This is a genomic window from Desulfovibrio sp. (assembly GCF_018379785.1).
Taxonomy (GTDB): domain Bacteria; phylum Desulfobacterota; class Desulfovibrionia; order Desulfovibrionales; family Desulfovibrionaceae; genus Desulfovibrio.
Genome location: NZ_JAGZUV010000003.1, coordinates 26925 through 42711, shown reverse-complemented (window position 1 = coordinate 42711; position 15787 = coordinate 26925). Strand labels below are relative to the sequence as shown.

The window sequence follows — 15787 nt, the reverse complement described above, 5'->3', positions numbered from 1 at the left end:
GCTATACGCGTTCCTGATTTTGTTGTCTTCGGCGTGTGAAAACTGAATCGCTATCAAATCTGTAGAGTACAAAGTGGGGTTTTGTTGAATTAGTTCGGACAACAGAAAAGGCCAAAACCTTTGTCTATCAAGAGGTTTTAGCCTTTTCTGGTTCTTCTTGGAACCATCAAATGGTGGGGCGGGGGCACTAGAAATATATTTATAATACTCTGTTTATTTTTATTTTATTCCATGTTTGTTCCAAGTTTTACCCCCAATTTTACCCCCATCGTAATAGCTTGCTAAATTTGTTTGCTGCTGTCTTTACTCGCTATCACTTTGGACGCATTCAGGACGCCAGTTCTATTCCCCATTCCGCTATTGAACAGCGTCACATATATTAAGAATATCCTGATTCTAATGCCTATCTTTTTCATTCGGGTAATCTTGATATATTATTCGGATTTTCCTGATTTATTCGACTCACTTCGATAAATGCCCTTAAAGACTCCTGCAACGTCAAGGCCGTCGCCATGAGGGCTTTATCTATCTGTGTAGGCACGTTATCTGACCGTTGTTGTTCACAAATAGTGAACATGATGCTCGCAAGTTCCCGTGCTTTTCCCTCAAAGTCCCGCTCCAAAACAGCCACAGCTTCACCCCGTTCCATATATCCTCCCGCCCCATTCCGATGGGGCTTCATTTTTGCGGCGTTTCCTGCTCCTCTTTGACGCTTTCCCTAGCGATAGCGAAAAGATAGCCTACATCTTCCCCCAACACATCGGCAATGCGTAACGCCTCGGCAATCGAGACGTTACGCGGTCTACCATTTTTTCCCGCCTTGCATACGGAAGACCAAAGAACAGCGGCGGAACGCTGATCCACGTCCGGCCAAACTTTGGCGGCAAACTCGCCTTTCTTCCAGCCTTGTTTTTCCAGGCGGCGACCCACCAGTTCAACAAAAGCCCGTTCAAAACGTCTAGAAAAATCCATTACTTCTTCCATGATTTTGCTCCGGGGGGTGAAATTCTTTCAGGAAATTTCATCATACCGGAAAATCTTTCCTTGTCTATTAGGAAAATCTTGATAAAAGAGCAAGTGTCTACCGGCAAAAAATTCCCGCAAGGTGGAACTATGAAAGACGTTATTTCCAAGTTGTTATCTCATTATGGGACGCACACAGCGGCAGCATACGCTCTAAGCTACACGGAACGGCAATATAGGAATATCCGAAAAACAATCGAAGAGGGTAAAGCGCTGAATCCGCGCATAGAGCTTTTCCTACGCCGAAAGTCTGAAGAAATTGAAGAAGATATGGCAAAAAATTCCGAACGGGGCACGTATGAGCACTGAAACGGATCGACTTCGACGCAACGCTGCGCGGGTTGAGTTCATTGCCTGCATGGATGAAATCGAGCGCTTTCTTGCTCAAGGTTTCGACAAAAAAATGGTCCATGCGCGACTTGTGGAAGAGGGACGCATTTCTATGGCCTATGTGACGTTCTGCAAGCTGATCGCCAAATCCGCCAGTAATGCCCTGCATGTAGCCAGTCTGTATCCGGCTTCCTCGCAAGCGCTCACTAGGCCCGGCAATTTGAGCACGCCTCAGTCTGGCCTTTCCCGGTCAAACGTTCCAAAAGTCGCCAAGGTGGACGGAGAGACATTTAAGGACCCAAAGTCCGTTGATCTCAACTCTGTTTTTTAAGAAGGAGTAAATCTTATGGGCACAATCCATTTTATCCAACAGGGTAAAGGCGGCGTTGGAAAGTCTGTCGTCGCCGTGATCCTGTATCAAACCCTGACCGCACTCGGCAAAGATGTCGCGGCATTTGACACTGATCCGGTTAACGCCACGCTGTCCAGCTATGCAGAGTTCGGCGTCACCAGCCTCGATATTCTGAAAAATGACAACATAGACGCTAGAGCCTTCGATCAGCTTCTTGACGAGCTATTTTATCTGCCGGAACAGATGCACGCCATTGTGGACAATGGCGCGTCCTCATTTGTCGCCCTTGGAGCCTATATCAAAGAAAACGCCTTGCTCTCCCTTCTCCGGGAACAAGGGCACCAAGTCTTTTTTCATACGGTGATCACTGGCGGACAGGCTCTTGGCGATACGCTTTCCGGTTTGAAGGTACTGGCGGAAGGCTTCCCGGATACTCCCATTGTGGTGTGGTTAAATCCGTACTTTGGAGAGATACAGAGAGACGGCAAAGGTTTTGAGCAATTCCAGATTTATCAGGATTTTTTCAGTCAATTTCAAGCGATCATCACGCTTCCACAAGGCAACAAGGCCACAATCGGCAAAGATTTGGAGGAGCTTTTTGCTAAACGGATGAGCTTTAAGGCCGGGATTGATTCCAGTTCATCCATTGCGGTGCGGTCCCGTCTGAATCGGTACTGGCAAAGCCTTATCGCCGTGGTCGAACAAGCCGGAATTGCGTAGGGGGGGACATGTCTGAACAAGAAGAAACACAAAATGCGGGTGCCGTTTCCCCGGCATTGCCGGACGGGATCGGCCTGACTCTTGACGATGTGCGGGCACTGTTGGCCAAAGAGCATGAAACCATCGTACCGAAAGACGATCCCATGCTCATGATCGTAACGCTGCTCAATGCCTACTTGGGCGAAGTGGACAAGCTCCATGCCCGGCATGGCAAGGCTCTGGCGGCGCTCATGGCGGGCAAAACGGACGCCTATGTCAAAGGAGTTCAGGGGGCCACGGATGCCTTGGCCGCGCAACTTTCCGCGTCCTCGGTTGAGGGCATCCGCAAAGTGTTTGCCGAACACGCGGGCCAACTGCAAAGCCTCAAAAGCGGCATGTGGTATGCTGCGGCCATTGTGGCAGTTTCGGCCCTGGTCAATGTAGCGGTGTTCGTACTGCGGGGGGTGCGGTGATGATGGCCACGGATGCAGGATTTCGGGAAACGCTGGCCTACAACTGCGGCCCGCTGTTCATGGATGCCCTGAAAAATCCTGAAGTGATTGAAATTATGTTGAACCCTGACGGGATGCTGTGGATCGAGCGGTACGGACAGGATCAGGAGCCTATCGGCACAATGGAGCCGGTACGGAGTCGGGCCGTGCTCTCCCTGGTGGCCAGTGCTCTGGATCTGACGGTCAACGATCACTCCCCGATCATCGAAGGGGAATTTCCGTTGGACGGGTCCAGGTTCGAGGCGACCTTTCCGCCCATTGTAAGCGCTCCGTCTTTTTCTCTCCGCAAAAAGGCCAGCAAGGTGATGAGCGTTGAAGACTACGTGGCGGATGGCGTTATCACGCCCGCCGTGGTGCCGTTCCTTGAACACGCTGTAGTGACTCGCAAAAACATCATGGTCGTAGGCGGCACGTCCAGCGGCAAAACAACCTTTGTCAACGCAATCATCCAGAGAATAGCCCTGCTCTGTCCCTCGCATCGGCTGCTTATTCTGGAAGACACGGCGGAACTGCAATCCCAAAGCCCGAACACGGTTTTTTTTCGTACCTCGCCACTGGCCGGGGTGGATATGCGGACTCTGGCCAAGGTTGCCATGCGTTATGCTCCCCGGCGTATTCTTATCGGTGAGGTGCGCGACTCTGCCGCCCTGGAACTGCTCAAACTGTGGAATACCGGACACCCTGGCGGCGTGGGCACGTTTCACGCGGACAGCGCGGAAGAGGCGCTGCCTCGCTTGGAAGAGCTTGTGGAGGAGGCTGGCTTAGGTTCCAAGCAAAAACTTATTGGAAGAGGTGTTGACGTGATCGTCTTTATGGAAAAAACGCCGGATAATCGCCGCCGTCTTTCCCAGATCATCAAAGTGCATGGATTCAATCCTAAAACGGAACAGTACGAAACGAGCAACGTCTATACTGTTTCCGCCGCATGAGAGGGCTATGGATACCACCAAAAGCAACACGGATATACGTTGCGGCAACTGTCATAGGTTGCTGGCACGGGGGGATGTGCAAGCCGGAGTTATAGAGCTTGTTTGCCCTCGTTGCAAAACCCGCCTGATCCTGCGGGCCTCGCGCCCCAACCTCGCGCCGCAAGACGGCCTCTACGGAGATCGTCATGCGCGTACATCTGAAGCCCTCCTCGAACAGCACTAAAGGCCGTTGGCTCCTTTTTTGCCTTCCGGCCTTGTGCCTTTGTCTCTTCCCTGAAATCGCCGCCGCCTCCGGGGGCATTACGGAATTTTCCAGCCCCTTGGAACGTGTGGTGAACACCATCACCGGCCCGGCTGGCAAGTGGATTTCGATCACCGCTATGGCGATCTGCGGGATCATATTCATCATGAACAAAGACGACATTTCCGGGGGCTTCAAGCTGCTGCTCGGCGTCGTTTTCGGAATTTCCTTTATCGCTTTCGCGTCGTCCATCGTCAATTCGGTGTTTTCCTTTTCCGGGGCGGTGCTGTGATGCGGACGCTGCCCATACATCAATCGTTGCATAGACACGCGCACGTACTCGGCGCGGAACGGGAACTGGTCATGACGGCCGGGCTGGTGGCACTGCTGGTCGGCGTGGGGGGCCTGACGGTCCTTTCCGGCGTGTCTGCCGTGGTCTTTTGGATGGTGGTCGTGTTCGCGCTGCGGCGCATGGCAAAGGCTGATCCGATCATGTCGCGGGTCTGGCTGCGGCATATCAAACAACAGGATTTTTACAGGGCCAAGTCCGGGCGCTGGCGGGAAGGGGGTTTCACATGCTGAAACTTGCCGACTTCCGCACAAAAGCCAAGGGGCTGCCGGACCTCCTTCCCTATGCCGCGCTAGTCGCGCCGGGTGTGGTCCTGAATAAAGACGGTTCCTTTTTGGGGGCTTGGGAAGTTCGAGGACAGGATACGGCCAGCGCCACACCGGACGAGTTGGCCTATCAGTCCGCGCAATTCAATAACGCGATCAAACTTCTGGGGACGGGGTGGATGCTGCATATGGACGCGATCCGCAGTCCACACGCGGCTTATCCGCCCCGTGAGGCAAGCCGTTTTCCCGATCCTGTCACGCAACTGATCGATGATGAGCGCCGGGAGTTTTTCGGTCGGGGCACCTGCTATAGCACAAACACGATCCTTTCCGTAACGTACAAGCCGGATTTCAACGCCACGCGGTTGGCTGGCGGAACGCAATCCGGCGCGGCCTCTGCCGGAGTGTTGGACAAGGGGCTTGCCCACTTTGAAAATATCCTGGAAGAATTGGAAGATGCCCTGTCCGCCGTGCTCCATCTGGAACGCCTGGGCGAGTATGACGCCTTTGATCCAGACGGAAACGCCTACCGGCAATCAGACGTGCTTTCTCATCTGCAACATTGTTTGACGGGCGATCTGCATCCTGTCCGAGTGCCGGATACGCCCATGTACTTGGACGCCATACTTGCCAGTGAAGAACTTGTGGGCGGAATTGTGCCGCGCTTGGGTTCCCGGCATTTGGCCATGTTGTCCATAGACGGTTTGCCGCAAGAATCATGGCCCGCCATGCTGGCGGCACTGGATGGCCTCCCGCTCTCGTATCGCTGGTCCAGTCGTTTTATTTGCCTGGATCAATTTGATGCTGTGGCGGAAATCAATTCGTACCGGAAGGGATGGCGGCAACAGGTTTACAGGTTTCTCGATCAATTCCTGAATAACCCGAACGCGCGGGCGAACCGGGACGCTCTGCTTATGGCCGAAGATGCGGAACAGGCCATGACGGAAGTACAGGGGGGGTATGTGGGCGCGGGCTATCTTACGTCCTGCGTCGTGCTCATGCACGAAAACCGGGAGACGTTGCAGGATTGGGCGCGGGAACTGCGGCGCACGGTACAAACGCTCGGTTTCGGCTGCCGGATTGAAACGATCAATGCCCTGGAAACCTGGTTGGGCAGTATTCCGGGCAACAGTTTTTCAAATCTGCGGCGGCCTCTCCTGTCCACGTTGAACCTTGCGGACTTGCTGCCGCTGTCCTCAGTATGGGAAGGGGCCGCGCATTGCCCTTGTCCGTTCTATCCGCCCGACTCGCCGCCTCTGGCCGTGTTGACCACGGACGGGGCCACGCCGTTTTTTTTCAACCTCCATTCCGGCGATCTTGGCCATACACTTGTATTTGGGCCTACCGGCTCCGGCAAGTCCACGCTCCTGGGGCTGATCGCGGCGCAATTCCGGCGCTACGCTGGCGCTCAGATTTTCGCCTTTGACAAGGGGCGAAGCCTGCTTCCGCTGTGCCTCGCGGCGGGCGGCGCTCATTATGACGTGGGCGCGGGCGGCCTGTCGTTCGCGCCGTTGCAATATGTTGATTCCGATTCTGAACAGTCCTGGGCGGAAGAGTGGGTGGCCTCTTTGTTGGAGTTGCAAGGCTTGAACGTCTTACCGCTCCATAAAAACGCCATTCATGAAGCCATGTCCCTGGTCCGCTCGAACCCGGAACATCTGCGGTCCCTGTCCAGTTTTTACAGTTTCGTGCAGGGAGAAGACATAAAGCAAGCCCTCCGCCACTACACACGGGAAGGGGCTATGGGGCGTCTTCTGGACGCCAAGCCGGACACCTTGGGCATGTCGCCGTTCATGGTTTTTGAACTGGAAGGCCTCATGAACCTGGGGGACAAAAACCTGATCCCCGTCTTGCTCTACCTCTTTCATCGGATTGAAAACGCGCTCAATGGGCAACCTTCGCTCCTGATACTTGATGAGGCTTGGATCATGCTTGGGCATCCGGTTTTCCGCGCCAAAATACGAGAGTGGCTGAAAGTGCTCCGCAAAGCGAATTGCGCCGTACTCCTGGCCACGCAATCCCTTTCCGACGCCAAACGCTCCGGCATTTTTGACGTGCTTGTGGAGTCCTGCCCGACGCAAATCTTGCTTGCGAACCTTTCAGCACGACAGGAAGGGCAACGGGATTTGTATACGGATATGGGCCTCAATGCCCGCCAGATTGACATTATCGCCTCGGCCACGCCGAAACGCGATTACTACGTGATTACGCCGCACGGGCGGCGGCTGGTGCAATTGGCGCTCGGCCGCAAAGCGTTGGCCATTGTTGGAGCCTCGGACAAGGAAAGCCTTGCCCGCATTCGGCAACTCTCCGGCGAGCACGGCCCGGAATGGCCGTCTTACTGGCTGGCGGAACGCCACGCCGCATAAGGAAAAAGACAATGAAAGTATGCTGTATTCTTCTTGTGGGATTTTGCCTTTTCAGTGCTCCGGCATTTGGCATGACGGTATATTGCACAAATTGCAGTAACCAAATGACGCAAGCATTGGAGCGCGTCACCAATGTTTCACAACTCAATAAGCTTATTGATCAATACGCGGAAGCCGCTCAGCAAACGCAACAACAAATCCGCATGGTACAGCAAAATATTGAGCAGTATCAAAACATGCTGCAAAACACGGCGCAACTGCCCGCGCATCTCGTCAATCAACTGAATGGCTCACTTTTACGGCTGGCCAGTCTTACCCGCGAACTCAAAACGCAACGCGGGGACGTGGTGGGCCTGGGGCAAGTCTTTATGAATCTGTTTCCCGATCAGAGCGAGTTTGCGGACTTGGCCGGGACCGGGCCGCAAGGGGTGAACGCGGCGAATGCCCGTTACCGGGAAAAATGGGATTCATGGTCTGAATCCGTTGATCAGGCGTCACAGGCCACATTCCAGCTTTCGGGCAAACAGCTTGAGGACTTGCAAGGAAACGCCTCGGATATGCAGGCGTACCTTGATCAACTGCTAGCCACGCCTGACGGGCAAATGCGGGCGATTCAGGCGGGCAATCAACTGGCCTCAATCCAAATTCAGGAAGCCCGCCAGCTTCGGGAACTCATGGCCACTACGGCGCAATCTTCCCTTGCCGCGCAAATGAAAGCCGAAAAAGAAGGCCAAATGGAACAAGAATTGTGGCGGGATATGACCAAAACGGACAAGTTGGGTGGCCTGACTTCCAAGCCGGACCCGTTTTAGGGGCGGCTATGAACAAGCCGCGTTTCGCTCTCTTCGCCCTGGTCTGCCTGCTGGCCGTCCTGTGTCTGCCGGGCGGCGCTCTGGCCGCTGCGGATACGGATTTTGTGTCAAAGTTGGTGTCGTCCTTTTATGACAAAACTTCGGCTTGGGAACCGATTCTGAAAAAATACGCTCTGCTTGTGTTCCGTTGGCTGCTGATTCTTGAGGTATGCTTCCTGGGAATCAAAGCGGCGCTGAATCGGGAACAAGTGGGGGATATATTCAAGCATTTCGTTATGCTTCTGCTCATGGCGGACTTTTTTCTGGCCGTAATCAACAATTATAAGGAATGGTCGTGGAATCTGATAGACGGTCTGAAACAGATAGGCTTTGAACTGAGTTCCCCGCAATACTCTTCCGATTCGCCCTTTATCGCGGGAATGAAGATCGTCAACCTCATTCTCTCCAAGCTCTCGGCATGGTCGCCGGGCAACTCCGTGGCCCTCTTGCTTGCCGCCCTGGTGGTCATGGTCTGTTTCGCCCTGATTTCTGCGCAAGTAGTGTTCATTAAATGCGAAGCCATGATCGCCATGATGGCGGCGTTGATTCTGGTGAGCTTTGGCGGCTCGTCCTTTCTGAAGGATTACGCCGTCAACGCCTTGCGCTATGTGCTGGCGGTGGCCTTCAAGCTGTTCGTTATGCAACTGGTGTTAGGGGTGGGTCTTGCTTTTATACAGGACTTCGACACGTCCACGGCGGAACTGCAAGATATTTTCATTGTGATCGGCGCGTCTATTGTGCTCCTGGCTCTGGTCAAATCCATCCCTGACACCTGCGCGGGAATTATCAACGGCTCCCATGTGTCCGGGGGCGCGGCCATAACCGCCGCCACCGCCGCCGTGGGCGGGGCTGTGGCCGGGGCTGTGGGCGGCTCCATCGCGGCGGGACGTTCCGCCGCTGTCACGACGCAGAATGTCAAAGACGCCTCGAATATAGCAGGGATGGAAGGCAAGTCCGGCATGGGCAAAGGCGTTTCCGTGGCCCGCTCCATGTGGGGCGCTCGGCAGGATGCCAAAACGGCCGGGGAAAAAGCCCTGGCCACTCGTTCCCGCTCGGAAATGAAAGAACGTCTTGAGCGGGCGCGGATGGCAACAGAAAGCGACAATTCATAGGAGGCAACATGCCTTTTTTCTCCAAAAAGAAAGCCCCAAGCATAGAAACGGCGGGCAAGGGGCACAATCCCTATCTGAACGCCCGGCAGGAATGGCTTGAACGATACGGCGGCTATATCAGCCGGGCCGCACAATGGCGCACAGTGGCTTTTTTCTGTCTGATCATCACGGGAATTTCCATCACTGGCAACGTGATTCAGGCAAACCAAGTCAAAACGATCCCCTACATCATCGAAGTGGACAAGCTCGGCAAGTCTGCCGTGGTCGCCCGCGCCGATGTGGCCAGCGTCACGCCGCAACGGCTTATTCAGTCGGAAATCGCGGCTTGTGTTGCCGATTGGCGCACGGTGACGGCGGATGTGGAACTACAGAAAAAGATGATTTCCCGCTTGTCCTACTTCATGGCCGGTTCGGCAAAGGGCGTTTTGAAGGAATGGTACGAAACGAATAACCCCTATGAAATCGCCAAGTCGGGTAAACTGGTCCATGTGGAGATCAAAAGCTTACCCCTGCCGGTCAGTGCCGATTCCTACCGGGTCGAATGGACGGAAACCGTCCGCAGTCATGCGGGGGCGCTGTTGGAACAGCACACCTATGAAGCCACGGCCACGATCCAGATCAACCCACCCCAAACGGATGCGGTCTTACTGCGTAATCCGGGCGGGATTTACATCACGGCTTTGTCGGCGGGTAAGGTTGTGGGCGCTCCGTCGCGTTCCTCTTCTGGTGCCGTTTCCGGCGCTCCGGCTCAAACCGAATAAGGGAAACACCATGAAAAAAATAATGCTCTTGTTGTTCGCGTGTTTTTACGCTTGCCCGGTCTGGGCGGCGTCTCCTCCCTCAGTGGTTCCGGCTGGCTATCCTCCGGCTCTGGAATCCGGTTCGCCGGTAGTCTCGGAAGTAGACTATATCAGCCCGTCCACCGTGCCGCTCACGGATAAGGAAAAACACGCTTTGCATCTCTCGGCGGACTGGTCCCGGCGTAACGTCGCGCCGGTCCTGGGAAGCGGCGGCAAGGTGGTTTTTGTGCATGGGGCCAGTCTTCCCACGATCTTGGCCGTACCAATGCAAGTTTGCGACGTTGAACTTGAATCAGGCGAAACGGTCAATGAAATTGTAGTAGGGGATTCGGCCCGGTGGATGGTGGATTCCGGCACGGCGGGTTCCGGTCCCGCCGCTACCGTGCATCTGTTCATCAAGCCGGTGGACGCCGGGCTTGAAAGTTCAGCCGTAGTTACCACGGATCGCCGGGTCTATCACCTGCGGCTTGTTTCTCAACGCTCCGGCCATACACCCTATGTCGGTTTTGTGTACTCGGATGATCTGCGGCGCACGGCTGCCGCCCGCAAAGCCGCCGAAACAAGGCGGGCAACCTGGGAAAGTACAACGGTAGACGGGGAACGCCGGGATTTGTCCGATTTGAATTTTGCCTATGGAGTCAAAGGGAAAGCGCCTTGGACGCCGGAACGGGTCTATGACGATGGGCGGCAAATGTTCATCCGTCTGCCGAAATCCGCCGCGTCCGGGGAAATGCCCGTGCTCCTGGTCCGTAAAGGCAATAAAGATGTACTGGTCAATTACCGGGTCAAAGACTCGGCCATTGTCGTTGACGGCATTTTTGACAAGCTGGCGCTGATCGTCGGCGTGGGGGGCGATCAACAAAAAATCGAAATCGTCAGAGAAGGGGGCCGGAAATGAAACGCGCTGTTTTTCTCTTGTTGGCTCTGCTGCTCTCCGGCTGCGCGGGGCGCGGCCTGTCCGGCTCCTTCTGCGGTCCTTTGCCTTCGGATACCGCCGTGGTCCAGGTGGCGCAAGATGCCGTGTCTTTCCTGGCTTCGTCGTATCCGCCCGGCCATACCGCGCTTTTCCTTATGCCCGCCAAGGCGGAAAACGCCTTTGCTCATGCTCTGGAAAACGGCTTGCGGTCACGGGGGTTCACACTTTTAATGGAAGACCGAAAAGACGCCCTGGCCGTGGCCTACACGCTGGACGAGCTGCGGGACGATGCCGCGTGGTATCTGCAACTGAGACTTTCAGACGGCAAGGCGCTGGCCAGAGTCTACGACGCGGCGGGCCTGCCTGAAGCCGGACGCTCCCAAACGGAAGCCGTGGCGCCTCGTCCTTTACTGGAAAAAGCCGCGAACAAGGCCGGGGCCGCGTATGACAAAGCCGCCCACGCCTTGAACGACTAAGGGGGCCGTATGTCCACCGATTCTCCGAACAGTTTTGAACCGTTGCCGCCCGATGGTGTGGTCAAAATGCGGCGCTGGCCTCTGTATGCCGTTATCTGCGCCGGGTTGCTGCTGGTTGGTGTGCTCGTCTACAGTGTGAATTTCGCGCATAACCCGGAAGAGGAGGCCGCGCAAACCCAAAAAGTAGATATTAAGGAACAGGAAAACCCGTTGATTGCGGGAGAAGGCAACGGGCTGGCGTTGCCTCCTGCCGGTTCTCAGGGGCTTGCCACTCCTCAAGCGGTCGTTTCAGGCAAGCCGGAACCGTTGATAGTGGTCCGGGATGACGGCCAGAAACCCGCCGATCAGCAGGAAAGAGACAACATACGCCGGATGCGGTCGCAAGCCTACCTTTCGGCGCTGTCCTCGCCTCTGGCCGTCAAAAAAGCGAGTGTGACGGCGGGCGGCGCTCCGGCGCAATCGTCCAGCCCGGAACCCGTAGGCCGGGAACAGGGTAACGGCATTGACGCCTCGGCGCTGCGGGATAACGGCTACGATCCCGCCGCCAACAAAGACAAGGAGGCTTTTTTTGATCGCTCTTCGGCGCGGGATTCGGCTTGGATTCTGCCGCACTCTCGGACGCCGGGGCAACCTCTTGAAATCAAAACCGGGGCGGTGATCCCCGGCGTCATGCTCACGGGGATCAATTCCGATCTGCCGGGAACCATTATCGCGCAAGTCAGTCAAAATGTGTTCGACACAGGCACGGGGCAACAATTGTTGATTCCTCGCGGCGCAAAGCTCTACGGCGTCTATGATTCCCGCGTCGTTTACGGGCAAGAGCGCGTACTTGTGGCCTGGAATCGGTTGATCTTTCCTGACGGGTCCGCCGTCACCCTGGGGGCCATGCCCGGCGCGGATATGTCCGGTTATGCGGGGTATACGGACGGAATCAACAATCATTATCTTCGTATTTTTGGTTCCGCTGCGATTATGTCCCTGGTCACGGGCGGCATGGCCTACACGATGGATTCAATGGGCGGCGATAATGGCGGGAACAATAACAATCCGACGCTACAGGATGAAATGGGGTCCGCCCTGGCCGCGCAAATGGGGCAAGCCTCGCTCCAATTGTTGCAGAAAAATTTGAATATCACGCCTACGCTGGAAATACGGCCGGGCTATCAGTTCAATCTCGTCGTGACAAAAGACCTCGTTTTTCAGCATCCTTATAATCTAAAGTAATTCGCCTTATCCGCTGCGGGCCTCGCGTCCCAACTCAGCGCCGCATGACGGCCTCTTTTATGGAGTGTCGTTATGTGTGCGTCTTCCACGCAACACAATTCCTTCGGCCTTGGTTCCCCGGAACGCTCCCGCAATTGGCGCTTGCTGTATCTGCCTTTCGTGCTGCTGCTCGGCCTTGCCTGCCTGATTCTGACCACGCAACGGGTAGCGGCGTTCTACGGGTACGATCCGGCCTTGGGCGCGTCCTGGGGATCGGCCTTCGGCGTCCGCTGGTATGCGCCGTGGGCGATTTTCCACTGGCAAGAGGCATTCGGGGCCAATGATCCGGGCTTCATGGAACAGGCCATAACCCAAAGCCAAGCCCTGTTCCTCTGCCCGCAATTCCTACTCCTCGCCGTGTGGTTCACCTTTATGAAGAAGTTGAAAGGTGACGCCCGGCTACACGGCTCGGCCCGATGGGCGAATGAAAAAGAGATCCGCCGCATGGGCTATATGGACGGAAAGGGCGTGTATGTCGGCGGATGGGTCAAGCACATTACGGGCTTTGCCTACTGGTCCGCCGTGGCGCGTCGGGCCGTGCTGGTCTGGTTCCTGCGCTCATATCGTCCGCCCGTGCGTCGGGAACGGCAAATGTACCTCCGGCACAACGGCCCGGAACACGTCTTGTGCTTCGCGCCTACCCGTTCCGGTAAAGGCGTGGGCCTCATTCTGCCCACGCTGTTGGCCTGGGAAGGTTCCACATTGGTTTTAGACATAAAGGGCGAAAACTGGGCGCTTACGTCTGGTTTCCGCCGTTCGCAAGGGCAAACGGCGCTCCGGTTCGACCCTTCGGATATGTCCGGCGCGTCCGCCTTCTTCAATCCTATGGAGGAAATCCGTCTTGATTCCATGCTGGCTATTCCCGACGCTCAGAATATGGCGGCTATGCTGGTCGATCCTGCGGGCAAAGGTCTTGAAGACCATTGGAGCAAAGCGGCGTTCGCTATGCTGGCCGGGGCGCTGCTCCATTGCTGCATCATGGTCCGGCATGAGCAAGACCGTTGCGCCACGCTCTACGATCTGGGCTGCATGTTGGCCGATGAATCCCGCACCATTCAGCAACTTTTTGATGAAATGGTCAAAACCGACCATGCGGCCATGCTGCATAAAATCTTTCCTGACACCGCGCCCGATGGGGATGCCGGGGACTATGCCCAGAAAGCCCATGTCTTCATCGCGTCCAGTGCGCGGGAAATGCTCAATAAGGCGGAAAATGAAGCCTCCGGCGTCGTGTCCACGGCCCTGACAAATCTTGCCCTGTACCGCGATCCGGTGGTGGCGCTGAACACGTCTCGCTGTGATTTTCGCATTCATGACCTCATGAACGCGGAAAATCCGGTGAATTTGTATCTTGTCATTTCCCCGGCTGACATAGATCGGATGAAACCGTTAATCCGGCTCATGGTGGATATGATTATCCGCCGCGTCTGCGCGAAAATGGAGTTTGCGGATGGTTCCAGCAAAGCCGGGTACAAACACCGGCTTTTGCTCATGCTGGACGAGTTCACGTCCCTGGGCAAGCTGCCGATTATGGAAAAAGCCTTGGCCTACATCGCGGGCTATGGTGGCAAGGTCTATCTCATTGTTCAGGATATTACCCAATTGAATGCGGTCTATGGCAAAGAAAACGCTTTAATGGCCAATTGCCATGTACGGATCGCTTACGCCCCGAACACGGTAGAAACGGCGGAAATCCTGTCAAAAATGACGGGAAAAACTACCGTTGTCGAAGAAAAGGTGTCGTTGTCCGGCTCTCGAACCGGCCACCTAAAAAATGCCTCGGTCAACGTCACGGAAACGGCCCGTAATCTCCTGACGCCGGATGAATGTATGCGCTTGCCGGGACTGTCCAAAGACGAACAGGGCCACGCCACGCCGGGGGATATGCTCATTTTCACGGCGGGCTATTCCGCTATTTACGGGCGGCAAATCCTCTATTTCCTCGATCCCACCTTTTCAACCCGCGCCAAAATTCCCGCGCCCGGCACGACTGCGGCCTATCCATCCGGCATTAGTGATTCCCTGTATTTCCCGCGTCCGGCCTCCTGGTATGTGGTCACGTCCGCGGCCGCTGCTTCGCCCGCGTCGGCCCACACTTCCGAACAAGTAGAGGCTGATTATGCCCGTTATCTCGATGCGTCCTAACCGGCTGGCCACGCTGGCGCTGTCCGGGGCGGCGCTGATCCTGCTGTGTTTGTGGGCCTGGGGTGCGGGCTACCGTTGCAATCCCACGCCGTCCCTCCCGGTGGGCTTGTACCGGCTTGCGGCCGGCACTCCGCAACGCGGCGAGCCTGTGGCGATCTGTCTGTCCGGGCCGTTTGCCGATCTGGCGGCGGAACGTGGCTACCTCAAACCTGGTTCCTGTCCTTCCGGGCTGCGGCCTTTGCTCAAACGCTTGGCCGGGCTGCCCGGTGATCTGATCCAGGTGGACCGGGACGGAATCCGCGTTACGCCTGCCGGTTCTCCCGTGGCCTGCCTGTGGCTGGAAAGCCGGATCAAGACTGTGGACCGGCACGGGCGGCCGGTGGTTTCCGCGCTGACCTCCGGCGTCATTCCGGCGGGGTCTGCCCTGGTCCTGGGCGAACATCCCGGCAGTTTCGATAGCCGTTATTTCGGCCTTGTGCCGCTGGACTCGCTCCGGCGCACGGTGCCGGTTTTTGTCTGGACTCCAAAGGAGAAGAATCATGACTGACAAGGAAAAAGACTACTTGAAAGCCGCCGTCAATGTGGTGGCGCAACAGGTGACGGACAATCCGCTTTGGGGTGGCGTGGCCGTCGATCCTGACGTGGCCGACTGGATGGGCGCGTTCACGGAATCCGCCGTGACGCTGGCCGATCTTGCGGACGATGTTCTTTTGAGCGTCAACGCTCAGGGGGATGTAGTCTATGAAGGATGACAAGCCCAAACGTCCCCCGTTCCATGTAGAGTTTGCGGAAAAAATCATAGAACGCCTGAAAGAAGGGACCGCGCCTTGGCAAAAACCTTGGGAAGACGGCGGGCAAATCGTTGCGCCGCATAATCCCGTTTCCGGCACGGTTTACAGGGGGGTGAACCGGGTTGGGTTGGCTTTGTCCGGCTATGACGATCCCCGGTGGATGACATATAAACAGGCACAAGAGGCGGGGTATCAGGTCCAGGCCGGGAGTAAATCCACGCCCGTGGTGTTTTATCAGTGGACGCGGGAAAAAGATAAAATGGATGAGGACGGCAATCCGGTCCTGGGGGAAGACGGCAAGCCGGAAAAGGTCCATGTCTATCTGGATCGGCCTATTGTGCGTTTCGCCCATGTTTTCAATGC

20 protein-coding genes and 1 pseudogene are annotated in these 15787 nt (G+C 56.0%); 19 read left to right on the top strand and 2 right to left on the bottom strand.

Translation table 11 applies throughout. The features are described 5' to 3' along the window. Positions 1-412: 412 nt before the first annotated feature. On the bottom strand, positions 413-649 hold the full coding sequence (locus KH208_RS01160; RefSeq protein ID WP_227327205.1) for a hypothetical protein: 237 nt from the start codon (positions 647-649) through the stop codon (positions 413-415). A gap of 29 nt (positions 650-678) precedes the next feature. Beyond that, on the bottom strand, positions 679-984 hold the full coding sequence (locus KH208_RS01155) for an immunity protein (protein ID WP_227327204.1): 306 nt from the start codon (positions 982-984) through the stop codon (positions 679-681). 129 nt (positions 985-1113) lie between these two features. Here KH208_RS01155 and KH208_RS01150 point away from each other — a divergent pair, with 129 nt between their 5' ends. The 19 genes and pseudogenes from KH208_RS01150 to KH208_RS15480 form a co-directional block, all read left to right on the top strand. Further along, a complete protein-coding gene (locus KH208_RS01150; protein ID WP_227327203.1) occupies positions 1114-1332 on the top strand; it encodes a hypothetical protein in 219 nt (72 codons plus the stop codon). Continuing rightward, positions 1322-1684, top strand: a complete 363-nt coding sequence (locus tag KH208_RS01145) for a TraK family protein (RefSeq protein ID WP_227327202.1) — start codon at positions 1322-1324, stop codon at positions 1682-1684. Before KH208_RS01150 ends, KH208_RS01145 begins: the two co-directional genes overlap by 11 nt. A gap of 15 nt (positions 1685-1699) precedes the next feature. Beyond that, positions 1700-2425, top strand: a complete 726-nt coding sequence (locus KH208_RS01140) for a conjugal transfer protein TraL (protein ID WP_092155052.1) — start codon at positions 1700-1702, stop codon at positions 2423-2425. A gap of 8 nt (positions 2426-2433) precedes the next feature. Then, positions 2434-2877, top strand: a complete 444-nt coding sequence (locus KH208_RS01135) for a hypothetical protein (RefSeq protein ID WP_143339554.1) — start codon at positions 2434-2436, stop codon at positions 2875-2877. Continuing rightward, complete coding sequence (trbB, locus tag KH208_RS01130; protein WP_092155056.1) at positions 2877-3845, top strand: P-type conjugative transfer ATPase TrbB; 969 nt, start codon at positions 2877-2879, stop codon at positions 3843-3845. The genes KH208_RS01135 and trbB overlap by 1 nt, the downstream gene beginning before the upstream one ends. Next, positions 3781-4068 carry a Com family DNA-binding transcriptional regulator gene (locus KH208_RS15485; protein ID WP_092155089.1) on the top strand — a complete coding sequence of 96 codons (288 nt, stop codon included), beginning with the start codon at positions 3781-3783 and terminating at the stop codon, positions 4066-4068. Before trbB ends, KH208_RS15485 begins: the two co-directional genes overlap by 65 nt. Beyond that, complete coding sequence (locus tag KH208_RS01125) at positions 4031-4378, top strand: TrbC/VirB2 family protein (protein WP_092155058.1); 348 nt, start codon at positions 4031-4033, stop codon at positions 4376-4378. Before KH208_RS15485 ends, KH208_RS01125 begins: the two co-directional genes overlap by 38 nt. Then, positions 4378-4668 carry a conjugal transfer protein TrbD gene (trbD, locus tag KH208_RS01120; protein ID WP_180365458.1) on the top strand — a complete coding sequence of 97 codons (291 nt, stop codon included), beginning with the start codon at positions 4378-4380 and terminating at the stop codon, positions 4666-4668. Before KH208_RS01125 ends, trbD begins: the two co-directional genes overlap by 1 nt. Further along, entirely contained in the window at positions 4662-7070 is a 2409-nt protein-coding gene (locus tag KH208_RS01115; RefSeq protein WP_291433099.1) for a conjugal transfer protein TrbE, read from the top strand. Before trbD ends, KH208_RS01115 begins: the two co-directional genes overlap by 7 nt. Positions 7071-7081: 11 nt before the next feature. Next, positions 7082-7882, top strand: coding sequence for a P-type conjugative transfer protein TrbJ (gene trbJ, locus KH208_RS01110; RefSeq protein ID WP_092155064.1), 801 nt, complete (start codon positions 7082-7084; stop codon positions 7880-7882). Between the two features lie 8 nt (positions 7883-7890). Continuing rightward, positions 7891-9033 (top strand): P-type conjugative transfer protein TrbL, encoded by a 1143-nt coding sequence (trbL, locus tag KH208_RS01105; protein WP_291433097.1) that lies wholly within the window; start codon positions 7891-7893, stop codon positions 9031-9033. A gap of 8 nt (positions 9034-9041) precedes the next feature. Beyond that, the gene (locus tag KH208_RS01100) at positions 9042-9794 is read left to right on the top strand and encodes a type IV secretion system protein (RefSeq protein ID WP_092155068.1); all 753 of its coding nucleotides are present in this window, start codon (positions 9042-9044) and stop codon (positions 9792-9794) included. A 193-nt stretch (positions 9795-9987) separates the two neighbouring features. Next, complete coding sequence (gene trbG / locus KH208_RS01095; RefSeq protein ID WP_291433095.1) at positions 9988-10731, top strand: P-type conjugative transfer protein TrbG; 744 nt, start codon at positions 9988-9990, stop codon at positions 10729-10731. Further along, entirely contained in the window at positions 10728-11225 is a 498-nt protein-coding gene (locus KH208_RS01090; protein ID WP_092155072.1) for a hypothetical protein, read from the top strand. Before trbG ends, KH208_RS01090 begins: the two co-directional genes overlap by 4 nt. A 9-nt stretch (positions 11226-11234) precedes the next feature. Then, on the top strand, positions 11235-12449 hold the full coding sequence (locus KH208_RS01085) for a TrbI/VirB10 family protein (protein ID WP_227327200.1): 1215 nt from the start codon (positions 11235-11237) through the stop codon (positions 12447-12449). A gap of 72 nt (positions 12450-12521) precedes the next feature. Further along, the gene (locus KH208_RS01080) at positions 12522-14633 is read left to right on the top strand and encodes a type IV secretory system conjugative DNA transfer family protein (protein ID WP_291433094.1); all 2112 of its coding nucleotides are present in this window, start codon (positions 12522-12524) and stop codon (positions 14631-14633) included. Next, positions 14608-15180 carry a conjugative transfer signal peptidase TraF gene (gene traF, locus KH208_RS01075; protein ID WP_092155076.1) on the top strand — a complete coding sequence of 191 codons (573 nt, stop codon included), beginning with the start codon at positions 14608-14610 and terminating at the stop codon, positions 15178-15180. Before KH208_RS01080 ends, traF begins: the two co-directional genes overlap by 26 nt. Then, a complete protein-coding gene (locus KH208_RS01070) occupies positions 15173-15385 on the top strand; it encodes a hypothetical protein (RefSeq protein ID WP_092155078.1) in 213 nt (70 codons plus the stop codon). Before traF ends, KH208_RS01070 begins: the two co-directional genes overlap by 8 nt. After that, positions 15375-15770 (top strand): annotated as a pseudogene (locus KH208_RS15480) (ArdC-like ssDNA-binding domain-containing protein); the annotation flags it as partial. The gene KH208_RS01070 and the pseudogene KH208_RS15480, both read left to right, overlap by 11 nt. Positions 15771-15787 lie beyond the last annotated feature (17 nt).